This is a genomic window from Streptomyces sp. NPDC016677, assembly GCF_055562815.1.
In genome coordinates this window covers 74,745-91,799 of record NZ_JBVHEO010000002.1, presented here as the reverse complement: position 1 = coordinate 91,799, position 17,055 = coordinate 74,745, and the positions used below count along the sequence as shown (strand labels likewise).

The window sequence follows — 17,055 nt, the reverse complement described above, 5'->3', positions numbered from 1 at the left end:
CTGTTTACATCGATGTACATGCGGCTCTAGCCTGGCGCGCATTCCGCTTCCCAGAAGGTCCCGGGAAGCCCGCAGGAGAGGAGAACCCGCTGATGCTCCGCCTGTTCCACGCCCTCGGACGCCGCCGCCCCCACGCCCTGCTGCTCGCCCTCGCCGTCGCGTTGACGAGCCTGGTGCTCGCCGCGCCCGCCGAGGCGGCCCCCGCCACCTCCACGACGGACGCCGTCTCCGCAACGGCCACCGACACCCCGTTGCGCGACGGCACCGGCCTGTACCCGCGCGCCGTCCGCCTCGCCCACAACGGCGCCGCCGACGGCCGGATCCTCGCCAGTGTCGTCACCTTCGACGGCGACAACGGCGTCGGCGCCATCCACGAGAGCACCGACAACGGCGCCACCTTCCGCGAGGTCGGCCGGGTCTCCGACCCCGAGTCGGCGTCCGGCCAGGGGCTCTGCTGCACCACCCTCTTCGAACTGCCCCGGCAGGTCGGCGCGTTGCCGGCCGGCACCCTGCTCTGGGCCTCCTCGGCCGGACAGGACGAGACCGACCGCCGGATGGCGCTGCGCGTCTGGCGGAGCGACGACGTGGGCCGCACCTGGTCCTACCTCTCCGCGTGCGCCGTCGCCACCGGCACCGGCGGCCTGTGGGAACCGGAGTTCTCCATCGCCTCGGACGGCGCGCTGGTCTGCCACTACTCCGACGAGACGGACTCCGCGCACAGCCAGAAACTCGTCGCCGTACGCAGCTACGACGGCGTCACCTGGCAGGGCCGCCACGACACCGTCGCCAGCTCCCTGCAGACGGACCGGCCCGGTATGCCGGTGGTGCGCGAACTCCCCGACGGCACCTACTTCATGAGCTACGAGATCTGCACCCCCGGCGGCCAGTACCAGTGCGTGGTGCACTACCGCACCTCCGCCGACGGCTGGAACTGGGGGAGCGTCACCGGCCTCGGCGTCCGCCCCGAGACGGTCGACGGCAAGTACTTCCGTGCCACGCCGACCATCGCCTGGGCCCCGGACCCGAACGGCGGCGCCGACGGCCGGCTGCTGCTGATCGGGCAGCGCCTGCTGAACAAGGACGGCAGCGTCGCCGCCGGGAGCGGCCGGACGATCCTCGCCAACACCGAGAACGGCAGCGGCCCCTGGTACGAGATCGAGGCGCCGGTCGACGTGCCCGACCCGCAGATCAACTACTGCCAGAACTACAGCTCCCCGCTGCTGCCCTCGGCCGACGGCCGCACCGTCCTGCAGATCGCCACCGACTTCGACGGCACGGTCTGCAAGCCGTACTACGCCACCGGCTCGGTCACCGGCACCGGTGACGGAGCCGGAGTCGTCGACGGGGCGGTGTACCGGCTGGTCAACGCGGGCAGCGGGCAGTGCCTGGACGTCGCCGCCGACTCCCGCGCGGCCGGCGGCAACGTCCAGCAGTGGACGTGCAACGGCCTGGGCCCGCAGGACTGGACCGTCAAGGCGCGCACCGGCGGGTACTTCACGCTCACCGGCCGCAACAGCGGCCACTGCCTGGACGTGGAGAACGGCTCCGCCACCGCCGGCGCCAACGTCCGCCAGTGGTACTGCAACGCGGCCGCCGCCCAGGACTGGAAGCTGGAGAACGTCGGCCGGGGTTACTACCGCGCGGTCGTCCGCTCCAGCGGGCAGTGCCTGGACGTGGCCCAGGGCTCGCGGACGGCTGGTGCCAACGTCCAGCAGTACACCTGCAACGGGCTCCAGCCGCAGATCTGGCGGCTGGTGCGGGCGTGAGAAAGGGGGGGGCGGGGCCGCGCGGCCCCGCCCCCCCTTTCTCACGCTCTTACGCCTGCTCCTCGATGGCCGCCGGCCGCAGCTGCGCGGCGCGCACCCGCGCGATGTCCAGCTTGGTGGAGCGGTCGAAGCGGTAGACGCCGTTCTGCTCCTGGAAGACGTCCGTCAACTGGGTGTAGCAGTAGCCGAACATGTTCGGGTCGCTCAGCAGCACCTCGGTCAGGCCGCTGAACCGGGCGTGGAACTCGTCCTCGTCCCGGACCCGTTCGCCGTAACCCCAGGACTGGGTGCGGTCCTCGCCGGACAGCTCGGCCGCCGCCTCGGGGTCCCACCAGATGCCGCCGAACTCGCTGACGAAGTACGGCTGTCCCCGGTACGGCTGCGAGTAGGCGGCGCCGTTCTCGTAGGCGTTGACGAACGGCTCGTCCTTCGCCAGCCCCGACATCTGCTGCCGGAAGGCGGCCGGGTCCTGCTCGTAGCTGTGCGAGTCGTAGACGTCCGTCTCGGCCACCCGGTGCGCGTAGCCGGAGGCGTCGATCACCGGCCGGGTGGTGTCCATCGCCTTGGTGGCCAGGAACATCGCGCGGGTGACGTCGTCGAGCTGGGTGATGCGGTCGTGCAGCTTCTGGTACGTCTCGTTGAGCGGGCACCAGCCGATGATCGAGGGGTGGGAGTAGTCCCGTTCCAGGGCCTCCAGCCACTGGGCGACGTAGGAGGCGTCGGGTTTCTGGTTGTCGCCCGAGGAGCCGCCGGTCTCGCAGCCCCAGTCGCCGAACTCGCCCCAGACCAGGTAGCCGAGGCGGTCGGCGTGGTAGAGGAAGCGCTCCTCGAAGACCTTCTGGTGCAGCCGGGCGCCGTTGAAGCCGGCCTGAAGGGCCAGTTCGATGTCGCGGACCAGTGCCTCGTCGGTCGGCGCGGTCATCAGCCCGTCCGGGTACCAGCCCTGGTCGAGGACGAGGCGCTGGAAGACCGGGCGGCCGTTGAGGAGGACGGCCTTGCCGCGCAGGCCGACGGCGCGCAGACCGGCGTAGCTCTCGGCGGTGTCGACGGTCTCCCCCCGCGCGTCGAGGAGTTCGAGCCGCAGCCCGTACAGGTGCGGGTCGCCCGGGCCCCACTCGCGGCGCCGGTCCTCGGGCACCGGCAGGCGCAGGCGCGGAGCGAGGTCGAGGTCGGCGCGGGCCTCGGCGCGGCTCACCTCGCCGTCGCCGTCGGTCAGCACGGCCCGTACGCGGTGGCCGGGACGGTTGGCGGACAGCGGCAGTTCGAGGTGGAAGGCGCTGCCGGCCAGGTCCGGGGTGATCCGGGGACGGCGCAGATGAACGTCGGGTACCGGCTCCAGCCACACGGTCTGCCAGATGCCGGTCACCCGGGTGTAGTTGCAGTCGTGGTTGGCGTACTGGACGGCCTGCTTGCCGCGGGCCTGCGGCCCGGACTTGGGGTCGCGGGCCCGGACGGTGATGACGACCTCCTCGCCCGCACCGGCGATGTCGCCGAGGTCGGCGGTGAACGGCGTGAAGCCGCCGCGGTGCCGGGCGACCTCCTCGCCGTTCACCCACACGGTGGTGTCGTGGTCGACCGCGCCGAAGTGCAGCAGCACCCGGCGTCCCGCCCACTGCGCGGGCAGGGTCAGGGCCCGCCGGTACCAGACGGCGTGCAGGAAGTCGGTGTCACCGATGCCCGACAGCTCGGACTCGGGCGGGAAGGGCACGAGGATCTCGCCGCGCAGTTCCCGGCCGAGCAGACCGCGTTCCAGGCCGCTGTCCCCCCGGTCGGTCTCGAACTGCCAGGCGCCGTTCAGATTGAGCCAGTCGCGGCGCGTGAACTGCGGTCGCGGGTACTCCGGGCGCGGTACGGAGTGAGTGGGCACACATGCTCCAGTGGATCGATCGGGCAGAGCGGAGGGAAAGGGTTCAGGAACCGCCGAGGCCGGTGGTGGCCACGGAGTCGACGATGCGGCGCTGGAAGAACAGGAACACCACGATCAGCGGCAGCGCGGCCAGCAGGGCGGACGCCATCCCCGGCACGTACTGGACGCCGTGGGAGTCGCGCACCGTGGCCAGTCCGACCGGCAGGGTCATCAGGTCCGAGTCGTTGGTCACGATGAACGGCCACAGGAAGTTGTTCCACGCCCCGATGAAGACGAAGATCGACACCGCGGCCACGATCGGCCGCGACAGCGGCAGGACGACCGACCGGAACACCCGGAACTCGGAGGCGCCGTCGATCCGGGCCGCCTCCTCCAGCTCCCGGGGGATGCCGTCGAAGAAGCGCTTGAGGATGAACACCATCATGGGCGCGACCACCTGCGGCAGGATGACCGCCGCGTAGGTGTCGACCAGGCCGAACAGCAGCATCTGCTGGAACAGCGGCACGATGAGCAACTGCGGCGGGACCATGATGGCGGCCACGGTCACGGCGAGCAGCGCCCGGCGCCCGCGGAACGTGCCCCGCGAGAAGCCGTACGCCGCGAGGGTGGAGACGGCCACGGTGATGAGGGTGACCAGGCCGGCGATCAGGAAGCTGTTGAACGCCCAGACCGGCACGTCCCCGCGTTCCAGGATCTGCCGGTACGCGTCGAGCGTGAAGGCGCCCTTGAACGGGGAGAGTCCCGGCTCGGAGACGTCCTGTTCGCTCTGCACGGACGTGGCGATCGCCCACACGAACGGCAGCAGCCAGACCGCCGCCAGGACGACGAGCGCGGTCCCGGCCAGCACGCGCGGCAGCCGGCCGTGGCCGAGGAGCAGCGGAGAGCCGGCCGCCTCCCGGGGGCGCCGGGGGCTCAGGGGCGTTGCGGTAGCGGACACGGTCAGTCCTCCTGGCGGAAGAGGCGGAGCTGCACGAGCGAGACGACGACGATCAGCGCGAAGAAGAGGTACGAGACCGCCGAGGCGTAACCGAGCCGGTAACCGGTGAAGCCGACGTCGTACACGTACTCCAGGACGGGACGGGTCGAGCCGCCCGGCCCGCCCTTGGTCATGATGTAGATCTGGTCGAACACCTTGAGCGAGGCGAGGACCTGGAGCATGGCCACCAGCGCGGTGGTCCGGCGCAGTTGCGGCAGGGTGATGGACCACAGCCGGCGCCACGCGCCCGCGCCGTCCAGCGCCGCGGCCTCGTCGAAGGTCGTCGGCAGGGACTGGAGGGCGGACAGGTAGAGCAGGAAGTTGAAGCCGACCGTCCACCACACGGTCAGGGCGGCGATCGACCACATGGCGACCGACTCGTCGGACAGCCAGCCGACGGGCTCCATGCCGAGCGTGTCCAGGAGCTGGTTGGCGAAGCCCAGGTCCGGCTGGTACAGCCAGGTCCAGATCAGGGTCACCACGGTCACGGGCAGCAGATAGGGGGCGAAGAACGCCAGCCGCCAGGCCCACTGCCCGGCGATCCCGCTGTGCACCAGCAGGGCCATCGCCAGCGCGATCACCGCCAGCGGGACGCTGGAGATCACGGTGAAGAAGGCGGTGTTGCCGAGGCTGCTCCACACGTCCGGGTCGCCGAACGCCTCGGCGTAGTTGTCGAAGCCGACGAAGGACGTCTCGCGCAGCGTCAGCGAGGAGTCGGTGAAGCTCATCCACAGGCCCTGTACCAGGGGCCAGACCAGGAAGAGCGCGAACAGCAGCAGGAACGGCAGGACGAAGACCAGGCCGGAGCCGGGAGAGCCGACGCCGCGGCGCCGGCCGGTGCGGCGGGGGCCGTCCGTGCGGCTCGGGCCCGAGCCGGTGCGCAGGTCGCCGCCGGGGGGTGCGGTGGTGGTCACGTGGGTCACTCCTTCTGCCGGTCAGGCCACCGGGTCGGGCTGCTTCAGCAGCGTGTCGGCCTCGCGGACCATCTGCCGCACCGCCTTCTCGGCGGTGGTGTCGCCCAGCAGCGCCGACTGGAGCGGCTGGCACATCCGGATCTGGAAGTTGGAGGCGGCCCCGGCGAACCAGTTCGGCGGATCGAGCACCGCCACCTTCCCGGCGTCCGCGTACGAGGACTGCGGCTTCAGGGCGGCGTACTCCGGCTCGGCGAGGACGGGCTGGTACGCGGGGATGTGACCGGCGCTCGCCCAGGTCAGGCTCTGCTTGATGACCGACGCGACGTACCGGTGGGCCTCGCGCCGCCGGGCCGGGTCGGGGTCGTCCTGGTGCGGAAGGACGAAGCTGTGGCTGTCGGTGTACACGGCGGGCTGGTCGAAGACCTGCGGGAAGGGCGCGGCACCGAGCGGGAAGCCGGACTTCTTCAGCGTCGGCAGCTCCCACTCGCCGAGCATGGCCATGCCGCCGCGGCGGCCGGTGAACATGGTGAGGCCCGCGTAGTAGTCCAGGTCGTTGGGACTGGTCCTGCCGTCGAACAGCTGCTGCAGGAACGACACGACCCGGATCGCGGCGTCGACGTCGATCTGCGGCGGGCCGCCGTCCGGGAGGGAGAACTCGGCTCCGGTCTGGGCGTAGAGGCCCGCGAACAGCCGCCAGTTCTGCGCGGTGTCGTTGACATGGCCGAACACGATGCCGGCCTGGCCGGTCGCCTCGGCGAGCGCCTTGCCCGCGTCCAGCATCGCCTCCGGGGACCCCATCGGCGCCAGTTCGCCCGAGGAGTCGAGCAGTCCCGCCTTGTCGGCGGCGTCCTTGTCGTAGAAGACGATGAACGGGTGGATGTCCAGCGGGATCGCGTAGACGGTGCCGTCGTGCCGGGTCCGGCTCCACACCGCCTGGGTGAAGTCCCGCTCGGTGACCCCGAACTCGGCGAGCACGTCCAGGTCGAAGGGGTCGAGCAGGCCGCCGGGCGCGTAGCCGGCCAGCCGGGACAGATGCAGGACGGCCACGTCACTGGCCCGTCCGCCGGCCGCCGACATGGCCAGTTTGGTGTAGTACGACGGACCCCAGTCGAGGATCGTCCGGTCGACGTCGAAACCCCGGGGACCGCCCGACACGGCCTTGATCATGTCGTCCATCAGCAGACCGTCGCCGCCCTGGAACAGGTCCCAGACGCTCAGCGCGGAGGCGCCGGAGGCCGAGGCGGGGGAGGCGCAGCCGGACAGCGCGCCCGCGGCGAGCAGCGCGCCCGCCCCGGCCAGGCCGGTGCCCAGCAGACGGCGGCGGGTCAGGCCGCGGGCCGGATCGGACGCCGCCGCGGGCGGTGCGGGGACAGGGGATCGCGCAGTCATCATTGACCTTTCGACGGCCGGACACGCGTGCCGGAGCGGTGGGGGACCACGGGCCGCGTGGCCCCCGCCGGGTCCGGCAGGCGGGGCGCGCACCGGCTGACGCGGTGCGGTGGCACGTTTTTACATCGATGTACATTGGCTGTAAAGAGTCTGCGACCGATGGCCGGAGGCGGGGGCCCGCCCGGCGGGCGAGAGGGGACGGGCGACCGCCCCGCCGGTCCTCGGCCTGCCGCGATCTACACTCGGGGCCGACGAGGGACGGGGAGGTTGCGGTGGTACGGCCCAGGATCAAGGACGTCGCCCGGCACGCCGGGGTGTCCGAGAAGACGGTGTCCAACGTGATCAACGACTACGTCCATGTCTCGGAGCGCACCCGGCGCGTGGTCCAGGAGGCCATCGACCAGCTCGGCTACAAGGTCAACCTGGCCGGCCGTCATCTGCGCAAGGGCCGCACCGGCATCATCGCCCTGGTCGTCCCCGAACTCGACGTCCCCTACTTCGCCGAACTCGCCCGGCACGTCATCCGCGAGGCCGAGCAGCGCTCCCTGACGGTCCTGATCCACCAGACCGGCGCCGACCGCGACCACGAACTGGCGGCGCTGGCCGGATTCGGCTCCACCTTCGTCGACGGGGTCATCCTCAGCCCGCTCGCGCTGACCGCCGACGATCTGCGCGACCGGGCCGGCGCCCCGCCGACCGTGCTGCTCGGCGAGCTGCTGGAGGAGGGCGCGGACCACGTGGCCATCGACAACGAGCGGGCCGCGCGGGAGGCGACCGAGCACCTCATCGGCCTGGGGCGCCGGGTGATCTGGGCCGTCGGCGGCCGGGACGACGCGGGCCTGGGCACCGCGGAGGCCCGCACCCGCGGCTACCGCGCCGCCCTCGCCGCGGCCGGCCTCGCCTTCGACCCGGCCGCGCTGCTGCCCGTGCCCTCCTTCCGGATGCCCGACGGAGCCGATGCCGTGGCCCGGGCGCTCGGCGCGGGCAGCCGTCCCGACGCGCTGCTCTGCCTCAACGACCAGCTGGCGCTGGGCGCGTTGCGCACCCTGTACGAGTACGGGCTGCGGGTCCCCGAGGACATCGCCGTCATCGGCTTCGACGACGTGGAGGGCGGACGGTTCAGCACGCCGACGCTGAGCACCGTGGCGCCCGACAAGGCGGCGGTGGCCCGGATCGCCGTCGACCTGCTGCTGCGCCGGATGGACGAGGCCGCGGACCCGGCCCCGGCGGACGCCGCCGAAGCCGGCGTCCGGTCGCCCCAGGACCTGGTCGTGGCCCACCGGCTCGTGCTCCGGGAGAGCACCGAGGGAGCCGCGCGGCGCACGCCGCGCGATCAACAGAACATCGGGAACGGAAAGTTGGGTAAATGAGATCAACATCTGATTGGATTGGGCAGGTGAACTCGCGTTCCTGTCCGTGAAAGGCGCTCGCTGATGTCTTCCGTCCTCGCCCAGGCCCCGACCGTCGTTCCGCCCGCCCCGCGCGCGTCGACGGACCATACCGGTGCGCCCGTGCGCGGCGGCAGGACCGCGGACCGTTTCCCGGCCAGGCACCAGGGCACCCTGCGGGTCGCCACGCCCAGCTACCGGCCCGACGCCCCGTACCCCGCCGTGCCGTTCGAGGCGGACGGCGCCGGCGTGCTCCGCGTCATCGCCGACCCCCGCACCCCGGTCTTCGTCACCGTGCACACCAGCGGGCGCCGCCGCTACGGCTACTGGCAGCCGTACGACTCCCGGACCAAGCGGGGCGGCTGCTACGTCGCTCTGCCGACCGCGGTCTGCGAGGAGCTGTACGCCCAGGGCCGCATCGCGCTCGACGGGCCGCTGGTGGACCCCGGCAAGACGACGTTCCGTGTCCGCCCCGCCGGCGCCCCGGCGCCGCCCTCCCGTCTCCCGGCCGCGCCGGTGCGGACGCCGGTGCCGCCCCGCTCCCCGGCGCGCGCGGTACCCCGGCCGCTGGCCGCCTGAGGCCCACGGGGTACGTACGGCGTGACCGGCTGCTTTACAGTGTCTCCGTCAGTTCTCGGAGCAGTGACCTGTGAGGTGCCCAGCAACCATGCCGGCCGCAACGTTTGAGTTCCAGGTAGAAGCCCGTCAGCTGTTGCAGCTGATGATCCACTCGGTCTACTCGAACAAAGACGTCTTCCTGCGTGAGATCGTCTCCAACGCGTCCGACGCGCTGGACAAACTGCGCCTCGAGGCGCTGCGGGACGACACCCTCGACGCCGATGTGTCGGACCTGCACATCGAGATCGAAACCGACAAGGACGCCCGTACCCTCACGGTGCGGGACAACGGCATCGGGATGTCGTACGACGAGGTCGGGCAGCTCATCGGCACGATCGCCAACTCGGGTACGGCCAAGTTCCTCCAGGAGCTGCGGGAGGCCAAGGACGAGAGCAACGCCGAGGGTCTGATCGGCCAGTTCGGCGTGGGCTTCTACTCCGGGTTCATGGTCGCCGACGAGATGACCCTGGTGACCCGGCGGGCCGGCGAGACCCAGGGCACCCGCTGGTCGTCGCGCGGTGAGGGCACGTACACCCTGGACACGGTCGAGGACGCGCCGCAGGGCACCTCGGTCACCCTGCACCTGAAGCCGGCCGACTCCGAGGACGCGCTGCACGACTACACCTCCCCCTGGAAGATCCGCGAGATCGTCAAGCGGTACTCGGACTTCATCACCTGGCCGATCCGGATGGTGCCGGAGGCCGGTGAGGACGGCGCGACGCCGGAGCCCGAGACGCTGAACTCCATGAAGGCCCTGTGGGCCCGCTCGCGGGACGAGGTGTCCGACGAGGAGTACCAGGAGCTCTACAAGCACCTTAGCCACGACTGGCGCGAACCGCTGGAGACGATCCGCCTCCAGGCCGAGGGCACCTTCGAGTACCAGGCCCTGCTGTTCCTCCCCTCCCACGCCCCGCACGACCTGTTCACCCAGAACTACCGGCGCGGGGTCCAGCTCTACGTCAAGCGCGTCTTCATCATGGACGACTGCGAGGCGCTGCTGCCGCCCTACCTCCGCTTCGTCAAGGGCGTCGTCGACGCGGCCGACCTGTCGCTCAACGTCTCCCGCGAGATCCTCCAGCAGGACCGGCACATCCAGCTGATGCAGCGCCGGCTGACCAAGAAGGTCCTGTCCTCGGTCAAGGAGCTGATGACCGGCTCCCCGGACAAGTACGCCACGTTCTGGCGGGAGTTCGGGGCGGTCCTGAAGGAGGGGCTGGTCACCGACTCCGACAACCGGGACGCCCTCCTCGCCGTCGCCTCCTTCGCCACCACCGGCTCCGAGGACGAGCCGACCACGCTGAAGAACTACGTGGAGCGGATGAAGGACGGCCAGGACGCCATCTACTACATGACCGGCGAGTCCCGGCAGGCCATCGAGAACTCCCCGCACATGGAGGCGTTCCGGGACCGCGGCATCGAGGTGCTGCTGCTCACCGACCCCGTCGACGAGGTGTGGGCCGACGCGGTGGGGGAGTACGAGGGCAAGCAGCTGAAGTCCGTCGCCAAGGGCGACATCGACCTCGGCGCGGACGGCGACGGCAAGTCCGAGGAGGAGCGCGAGAAGCAGACCGCCGACTACGCGGACCTGCTCGGCTGGCTGAAGGAGCAGCTCGGCGCGGAGGTCAAGGACGTACGGCTGTCGTCCCGGCTCACCGTCTCCCCGGCCTGCGTCGTCTCCGACGCGCACGAGATGACCCCGGCGCTCGAGCAGATGTACCGGGCGATGGGCCAGGAGGTGCCGGAGACCAAGCGCATCCTGGAGCTCAACCCCGACCACCCGGTCGTCAAGGGCCTGAACGAGGCGTACACCGAGCGCGAGGACCGGACGTCCCTCGTGGAGACCGCGGAACTGCTGCACGGCCTGGCGGTGCTCGCCGAGGGCGGCCAGCCGAAGGAGCCCGCGCGCTTCGTCAAGCTGATGACGGACCGCCTGGAACGCACGCTGTAGCACGGACGTTGTCGTACGCGCGTTGCGGTGCGCGGATCGGGGGTACCGGGAGGGCGACGGTGACGGGACGGCCGGAAGGGTGACGATGGGTTCGGTGGCTCAGTTGCGGCAGCTCAGGGCTGTGTACACGGGCGGGGTGGCCGCTTGGTCCTTCTGCCTGCTGTTCGGCGTGGTCACGGGGGACGGGTCGGCGCGGCAGACGGTCCTGCTGCTGGCCCTGCTGGCCGCCTTCCTGGTCCTGTTGCTGTGGTCCACCTGGTGCTTGTGGGAGGCCGGGGCGCACCGCCCGGCGCACCGGGCACGGGGCGCCGCGGGCGGGTACGCCGACCGGTCCTAGGGTTCCGCGAAGTCGCGCCTGTCCCGCGACGCCCGGCACGCTCCCCCGGAGGGAGTACCCCCCACTCGCCGCACCGGGCGCACACCCGAGTGCGACCAGTACGCGGGCGTCCGCCCTGGCGCACGGCCGGCCGGGTCAGCGGACCCTGTCGCGCAGATACTCGCTGAGGGCGGTGCCCGGCCGGAAGGCCGCGGTGCCGTCCTCGCTGTGGAAGCCGCCGAAACTGCCCAGGGACACCGTCTCGCCGCGGCGCAGGGCCTGGGCGATGGCGCCGGGCCGCTCCACGGTGCCGAAGACGGCGTCCAGGACCCTGCCGACCTCCTCCGGTGCCAGCGGCCGTTCGCCGCCGTGCCCGGCGGTCGCCTCGGAGGCCGCTGCGACCAGACGCGCCTTGTCCATGAGCCGTACCCGTCCGTTCCCGTAGCCGTTTCCTGGCGTTTCCTGGCGTTTCCTGAGCGGTGGAGAACCACGGCGGGCGACCGTGGCCGACACTCCCCCCAGCATCCGGGCAGTCCGCCCCGGGCGCACGTCGGGCCCGGCTCACTCGCCGAGTGCCGCCGCCATGGTGTCGAGGTCGGCCAGGAGGGCCGCGAGGCGTTGCCCGGGGATGGCTTCGATCATGCGTTCCTCGATGGCGTAGACGGCGCCGCGCGCCGCGTGCAGGCGCTGCCGCCCGGCCGGGGTGAGGTGGACGGGCAGGGCCCGGCCGTGCCCGGCGCCGGCCGCCCGGGTGATGAGACCCGCGTCCATGAGGCCGCGCAGGACCACGTTGGCCGACTGCCGGGTGACGAAGGTGCCGCGGGCCAGGTCGGCGTTGGACAGGCCCGGCTGTTCGTCGAGGAGTTCCAGGCAGGAGTACTGCGGCACGGTGAGGTCGTGTTCGCGCAGGGCCCGGTCCAGGGCACCGCGCAGGGCCGCGGCGGCCCGCTTGAGGCGGTAACCCACGTGTTCGGTGATGTCCTCGGCCGGATGGGGCGAGGGTACGGGTGCGTGGTCTTCCATGTCAGCATTTTGACATGAGGGGGGGGTGCCTACAGTCGGGCATGTCAAAGTCCTGACATTGCCGTTTCGGTATTCCCTCGGAGGAACCATGCCCACCACCGCCGTCGAAGGTCCCGATTTCGTCGCCCTCCAGGTGAGGGACGTGCCCGCCGCGGCCGCGTTCTTCGAGGAGCGCCTCGGACTGCGCCGGGCCCCCGCCTCGCCGCCCGGCGCGGTCGTCTTCGCCACCAGCCCGATCGCGTTCGCCGTCCGCGAGCCGCTGCCGGGCGTCGACCTCACCGGCGACGCGCGCCCCGGCCTGGGCGTCGCGCTGTGGCTGCGCACCCCGGACGCCGGCGCGGTGCGCGAGCGGCTCCTGGCGGCGGACACGCCGGACGTCGGCCCCCTGCAGGACAGCCCGTTCGGTCCGATGTTCTCCTTCACCGGCCCCGAGGGCTACCGGCTCACCGTGCACGGCGGCTGACCGCGGGCGCCACCGCGCGGCAGGGGCGGACGGGCGAGGGGAGTGGCGTCCGCCGCGCCCTCTCCCGGACGCCGACGACGGCGGGTCGCCGGTCCGGTCCTGGCCGCACGCGCGCGGTCTCCGTCGGGCTGCGACTCCCCGTACAGGGCGGCGGCGTGGACGGTCGCCGGCCGCCGCGGCCGGAACGCCACCAGTGCCGCGACGGCCCGGCGGGGGTGAGGGTCCGGTCTGTCGGGTGCCGGCGGGTGGTCGGCTCCGCCGGTGGACTCGACGACGATCGCCGCCGCCCCGAGGAACCGCGCCGCGATGGCGGCTTTCCCCGTGTTCGGGCGGTTTTCCTGCCTGTGGTGTCACGCCAGGTCCGGACCCGGCCCGGTATGTCACCCCGAGGGCGACTTGCGCCCCGCTTCCCGCGCGGTAGGGCCAGTCGCAGTGACCGAGACGGGCCCGGGCTCGTTGACCGCCGGTAAAGCGTGACGACCAGGTGCGGGAGCAGACGTGGAGTTCATCCATCACAGTGTCTTCGAAGGGTTCCGTTTCGGCTGCCGGGTGGTGGAGCAGTCGGCCGCCGAGACGGAACCGGTCGTGGTCCTGGGCGGGGCCTATCAGACCATGCATTCCAACCGGCGCTCCGAGCGGCCGTGGGCGCGGGCGGCGACCCTGGTCAACGTGGAACTGCCGGGACTGGGCACCGCGGACGACCTGCCGGCCGAGTACGGCTTCGACTTCATGGGCGACGCGCTGGGACACCTCCTGGACGAACTCGGCCTGGAACGCGTCAACATCATCGCCGTGTCCTACGGCACCGCCATCGCCTACCGCTACGCCCACCGCAACGCCGAGCGGGTGGCCCGGCTGGCCCTGGTGGGGGCCACGCCCTCGTTGCCGGGGGACGCGCGGGCCACGGTGGAGGCCATGAGCCGGCTGCTGCGGGCCGGCGACATGGCCGAGTTCGCGCGGCGCGCGGTCGACCTGCTGGTGTGCCGGCGCCCGGAGTGCCTCGCCGCGCATCCGCACAGCGCGGCCGAGGTGCTGCGCCGGGTCCTGGAGGCCGCCGACCCGCACGACGTGGAGCGCTACGCCGCCGCCAACGACCGCCTGCTGCGGCACCCCTTCGACCACCCGGAAGGCATCCGGGGGGTGCGGGCGCTGTGTGTGAGCGGCGAGCACGACCGGCTGTGTCCGCCGCAGCGCGCCCGCGCGGTGGCTCGGAGCATCCCCGGCGCGGTGTTCACCACGATGAAGGGCAGCGGACACGTCGTCCACCTGGAGCGGCCCAAGGACTTCAGCGATGTGCTGGCGCGCTTCCTGACCGACCGGGAACTGGCGGGACATCCCAGTCTGACCACGCTGGAGCACGTACCGGCGGCGGACGAGGGGAAGACGCCCGTGCGGGTGTGACGGGGCGGGCCGGCCCTCGACGCTGCCCTGCGGCGCGGCGCGCGCCCGCTTCACCGGCCCGGGAGGGCGGAGACCCGAGCGGAGACCTGAGGAGCCGGAGCGCCGCACAGCAGCCGAGGAACGCGGCGCAGCAGGACCACAGCCTGAGAGAAGTGAGAGGGACGAGGCTCGCCGTGCCGTCGGCGAAGACGCGGTCGACGTGCGGAGGCAGCACACCGCGGTCGGTCGCCGCGATGTCACCGGACGGTGCCGCGTGCGGATGGCCCACCTGCCACCGGAAGCACGCCTCGTGCAGACCGGTGGCCGGCATCCCCATGAGCGGCGCCACTTGAGTGACCCACAGGACGGCGGCCACCGCGGGCGCCGTCACCAGTCCCGCTCTGGCCCAGCGCGGCGCGCGGGACGGCAGGGCGGTCGCCCAGGCGACCGTCCCCGCCACCAGGAGCGCCGCGCCCCACCACACCAGCCAGGTGCCGGCGGCCGTCGGATGGCTAGGTCCGTACGCCGATGAGTCCGACCAGTAGCAGGACAGGCCAGGGGGGAACACCTCGGCACGGGCCTGCCGCAGCGGGTAGTCGTCGTCGAGGGTCCGCTGCCCGCAGATCTCCGCGGGCCGGGCCGGCGCCAACCCGTAGGCGAGCGTAGGGGCGTACCCGAGGGCGACCAGGCACGCGCCCGGCACCCACCGGCTCAGGTGCCGTGGGGGACGCCTGCGGCGCTTCCACCGCGCGTGACCGGCAACCCCGGCGGTCAGCAACACCACCAGCACCAGCCAGAGCAGGAGCCACGTGAACACCTGCCGCCTCCTTGGTCTCACCGTCAGACGGACAAGGCCACGTCCCTGGTTCCGGCAACGCCCCCCGTCGGCCACACCCCCTCGAAGGGGACATGCGCACGCCTGTCCCTGTACGTCTGCCGGCGGAACACCGAGGCACGCGCGTTCCAGGAGCGTCATGGCTCCCGTGTCCTCGACACGAGCGACGGCAGCCGGACCACGGGGAATCCGCCCGGCACGACGCCGCGCTGGACCGCGTCACCCGGCCCGGCGTCCTGAGGCGGTCACCGGCCGGCCGGGGCAGGGCACTGCCCTCATCCGCCGCGCAGGTGGTCGTGGAGGGTGCGCGCCACCCGGGCCATCAGCGCCTCGGCGGCCGGCTGGAGCACGGCCGGGACCGTGGACTCGGTCAGCGCGACCACGGCGAGCGTGTCGCCGTCGTCGTGCTCGACCACGCCCGCCTCGTGCCGGAGGTTCAGCAGGGTGCCGGTCTTGGACGACCACGTCGAGGCGTCGGAGGAGAAGTCGGGTGCCAGCCGGTGCCGGATGACGTTCTGGCCCATCAGGGCGCGCACCCGGCCGGCCACCTCGGCCGGGATGCGCGAAGGCGTCCACAGCGCCTGGAGCAGGTCGGCGAAGGCCCGCGCGGAACCGGAGTTGGCCCGGCTCACGTCGAGCTGCGGGACCGGATGCCCGCCGCCCGCCGTCCGGGACCCGATCGCCAGGGAGTGGGCGAGGTGCGCGTAACCGGGCCCGAGCCGCTCGGCGGGGGTCTCCATCAGGTCGCGCATGCGGCGCCGGACCGCGAGACCGGTGACGCCCGCCTCCCGTACGGTCCGGTGGACCTCGGCGGGCGGTACCAGGTCGAACAGGGCGTCCGCGGCGGCGTTGTCGCTGACGGACGTGGACAGGTAGAGCAGGTCGTCCACGGCGACCCGGGCGGGGTGCCGGAACCGGCTGAGCCCGGTCGGCCCCGGAGAGGTGACCTGTCCGGGGGCCACCTCCACCGTCGTGGCGCCGTCGAGCGCGCCGCGGTGGACCCGTTCCAGCACGGCGACGGCGAGGGCCACCTTCACCAGGGACGCGATGGGGAACTCCCGGTCCGCGTCGACGCCGATCTCCTCGCCCGTCGACAGGTCCCGGACCAGGAAGGAGCCCGACAGACCGGCGTCGGCGAGCATCGCCCGCGCCTGCCTGACCACGCGTTCGGTACTCAACCGCCGCCCTCCTGTGCGCCGTTCCGCTCCGCGCGGACCTCTTCCGCGCCGTTCCGCTCCGCGCCGTCCGCCGCCGAGCCGTCCTCTGCCGAGCCGTCCTCTGCCGCGCCGAGGGCCCGCGCCACCTGTGCCCCCAGACCCTGGCGCACCCGTTCCGCGTCGTCGCCCGTCAGCGCCGCGACCCCGTACCCGCGCACGACGGCCTCGCCCGCGAGCGGACGCCACCGCAGCCCCAGTTCCGCCGCCTGCGACCGGGGGCAGAGCAGGAGGTCGTCCGTACGCAGCGTCTCCGACACCGCCTCGACCAGGGACGCGGCGACGGTGATCTGGGCCGGGACGAGCGCGGCCCGGTGGCCGAGCTGCTCCAGCCGGTCCCGGATGTGCGGCACGTCGTCCTCCGGCTGGATCCGCAGCCGCCGGAACCCGTGCTGCGCCCGCCCGGGGCGCAGGGTCTCCAGCCGCAGCGGCTTTCCCGGCGCGTCTCCACAGGCCCGGGACGCGACGCCGAGCGGCACGGTCCAGTCGGCCTCGTCCCGGGGCAGCGCGAGGAGCGCGGCGCGCACGTCGTGGGAGCGGAGCAGCTCCGCGCGTTCCGCCGGCCCCGCGGGGCGCAGGTCCAGGACGGTGCCCTGGTCCCGGGCGGCCGCGTCGAGCAGCGCGAGCCGCCGCACCGGGCAGGTCCGGGGCACCGCGAGACCGAACGGCCGCAGCCTGGCCCGCTCGGCGTCGTACTCCATCGCCTCCGCGAGCCGCACCAGCCGCTTCGCGGACGGCAGCATGTCCCGCCCGAACACGGTCAGCGTGGCGCGCCGCGTCGTGCGGTCGAAGAGCCGCTCCCCGAAGTGCCGTTCCAGCGCCGCGATCCGCCGGCTCGCCACGGACTGCGGCACCCGGGCCGCCGCCGCACCCAGCGTGAAGCTGCCGCGCTCACTGACATGCACGAACACCCGGCAGGCACTGACAAGATCCACGGCACCCGAGCCTATGCCACAAA

At 72.6% G+C, this 17,055-nt stretch carries 16 protein-coding genes; 8 read left to right on the top strand and 8 right to left on the bottom strand.

Going from position 1 to position 17,055, the window contains the following annotated elements; all coding sequences use genetic code 11:
• Positions 1-92: 92 nt before the first annotated feature.
• Complete coding sequence (locus ACZ3IG_RS05715; RefSeq protein WP_467429377.1) at positions 93-1,766, top strand: RICIN domain-containing protein; 1,674 nt, start codon at positions 93-95, stop codon at positions 1,764-1,766.
• A gap of 49 nt (positions 1,767-1,815) precedes the next feature.
• Here ACZ3IG_RS05715 and ACZ3IG_RS05710 read toward each other — a convergent pair whose 3' ends face one another.
• The 4 genes from ACZ3IG_RS05710 to ACZ3IG_RS05695 are packed head-to-tail and all read right to left on the bottom strand — an operon-like array spanning position 1,816 to position 6,912.
• Positions 1,816-3,633: a glycoside hydrolase family 2 protein gene (locus tag ACZ3IG_RS05710; protein WP_467429374.1), complete on the bottom strand. Its 1,818-nt coding sequence runs from the start codon at positions 3,631-3,633 to the stop codon at positions 1,816-1,818.
• 43 nt (positions 3,634-3,676) lie between these two features.
• Positions 3,677-4,570, bottom strand: coding sequence for a carbohydrate ABC transporter permease (locus ACZ3IG_RS05705; RefSeq protein ID WP_467429372.1), 894 nt, complete (start codon positions 4,568-4,570; stop codon positions 3,677-3,679).
• Between the two features lie 2 nt (positions 4,571-4,572).
• A complete protein-coding gene (locus ACZ3IG_RS05700) occupies positions 4,573-5,523 on the bottom strand; it encodes a carbohydrate ABC transporter permease (RefSeq protein ID WP_467429371.1) in 951 nt (316 codons plus the stop codon).
• Positions 5,524-5,544: 21 nt separating this feature from the next.
• Complete coding sequence (locus tag ACZ3IG_RS05695; protein ID WP_467429369.1) at positions 5,545-6,912, bottom strand: extracellular solute-binding protein; 1,368 nt, start codon at positions 6,910-6,912, stop codon at positions 5,545-5,547.
• Between the two features lie 272 nt (positions 6,913-7,184).
• Between ACZ3IG_RS05695 and ACZ3IG_RS05690 the strand changes: the two genes are divergently transcribed.
• The 4 genes from ACZ3IG_RS05690 (at position 7,185) to ACZ3IG_RS05675 (ending at position 11,203) form a co-directional block, all read left to right on the top strand.
• A complete protein-coding gene (locus ACZ3IG_RS05690) occupies positions 7,185-8,282 on the top strand; it encodes a LacI family DNA-binding transcriptional regulator (protein WP_467429368.1) in 1,098 nt (365 codons plus the stop codon).
• Positions 8,283-8,345: 63 nt separating this feature from the next.
• Positions 8,346-8,879: a hypothetical protein gene (locus ACZ3IG_RS05685; RefSeq protein WP_467429366.1), complete on the top strand. Its 534-nt coding sequence runs from the start codon at positions 8,346-8,348 to the stop codon at positions 8,877-8,879.
• Positions 8,880-8,967: 88 nt separating this feature from the next.
• A complete protein-coding gene (gene htpG, locus ACZ3IG_RS05680) occupies positions 8,968-10,866 on the top strand; it encodes a molecular chaperone HtpG (RefSeq protein ID WP_467429364.1) in 1,899 nt (632 codons plus the stop codon).
• A gap of 136 nt (positions 10,867-11,002) precedes the next feature.
• Positions 11,003-11,203, top strand: coding sequence for a hypothetical protein (locus tag ACZ3IG_RS05675; RefSeq protein WP_467429363.1), 201 nt, complete (start codon positions 11,003-11,005; stop codon positions 11,201-11,203).
• Between the two features lie 135 nt (positions 11,204-11,338).
• Here the strand turns inward: ACZ3IG_RS05675 and ACZ3IG_RS05670 are convergent, their stop codons facing one another.
• Together ACZ3IG_RS05670 and ACZ3IG_RS05665 are read right to left on the bottom strand one after the other, a co-directional pair.
• A complete protein-coding gene (locus ACZ3IG_RS05670) occupies positions 11,339-11,602 on the bottom strand; it encodes an HU family DNA-binding protein (RefSeq protein ID WP_467429361.1) in 264 nt (87 codons plus the stop codon).
• Between the two features lie 141 nt (positions 11,603-11,743).
• Complete coding sequence (locus ACZ3IG_RS05665; protein WP_467429359.1) at positions 11,744-12,205, bottom strand: MarR family winged helix-turn-helix transcriptional regulator; 462 nt, start codon at positions 12,203-12,205, stop codon at positions 11,744-11,746.
• A gap of 88 nt (positions 12,206-12,293) precedes the next feature.
• On the opposite strand from ACZ3IG_RS05665, the gene ACZ3IG_RS05660 reads away from it, so the two are divergent.
• From ACZ3IG_RS05660 to ACZ3IG_RS05650, 3 genes are all read left to right on the top strand, one after another.
• Positions 12,294-12,668 carry a VOC family protein gene (locus ACZ3IG_RS05660; protein ID WP_467429357.1) on the top strand — a complete coding sequence of 125 codons (375 nt, stop codon included), beginning with the start codon at positions 12,294-12,296 and terminating at the stop codon, positions 12,666-12,668.
• Between the two features lie 498 nt (positions 12,669-13,166).
• Complete coding sequence (locus ACZ3IG_RS05655; protein ID WP_467429355.1) at positions 13,167-14,069, top strand: alpha/beta fold hydrolase; 903 nt, start codon at positions 13,167-13,169, stop codon at positions 14,067-14,069.
• Positions 14,070-14,401: 332 nt separating this feature from the next.
• Positions 14,402-14,593 (top strand): hypothetical protein, encoded by a 192-nt coding sequence (locus tag ACZ3IG_RS05650; RefSeq protein WP_467429353.1) that lies wholly within the window; start codon positions 14,402-14,404, stop codon positions 14,591-14,593.
• A gap of 565 nt (positions 14,594-15,158) precedes the next feature.
• Here the strand turns inward: ACZ3IG_RS05650 and ACZ3IG_RS05645 are convergent.
• The gene (locus tag ACZ3IG_RS05645) at positions 15,159-16,061 is read right to left on the bottom strand and encodes a serine hydrolase (protein WP_467429352.1); all 903 of its coding nucleotides are present in this window, start codon (positions 16,059-16,061) and stop codon (positions 15,159-15,161) included.
• Positions 16,058-17,032, bottom strand: a complete 975-nt coding sequence (locus tag ACZ3IG_RS05640) for a LysR family transcriptional regulator (protein ID WP_467429350.1) — start codon at positions 17,030-17,032, stop codon at positions 16,058-16,060. Before ACZ3IG_RS05640 ends, ACZ3IG_RS05645 begins: the two co-directional genes overlap by 4 nt.
• Positions 17,033-17,055 lie beyond the last annotated feature (23 nt).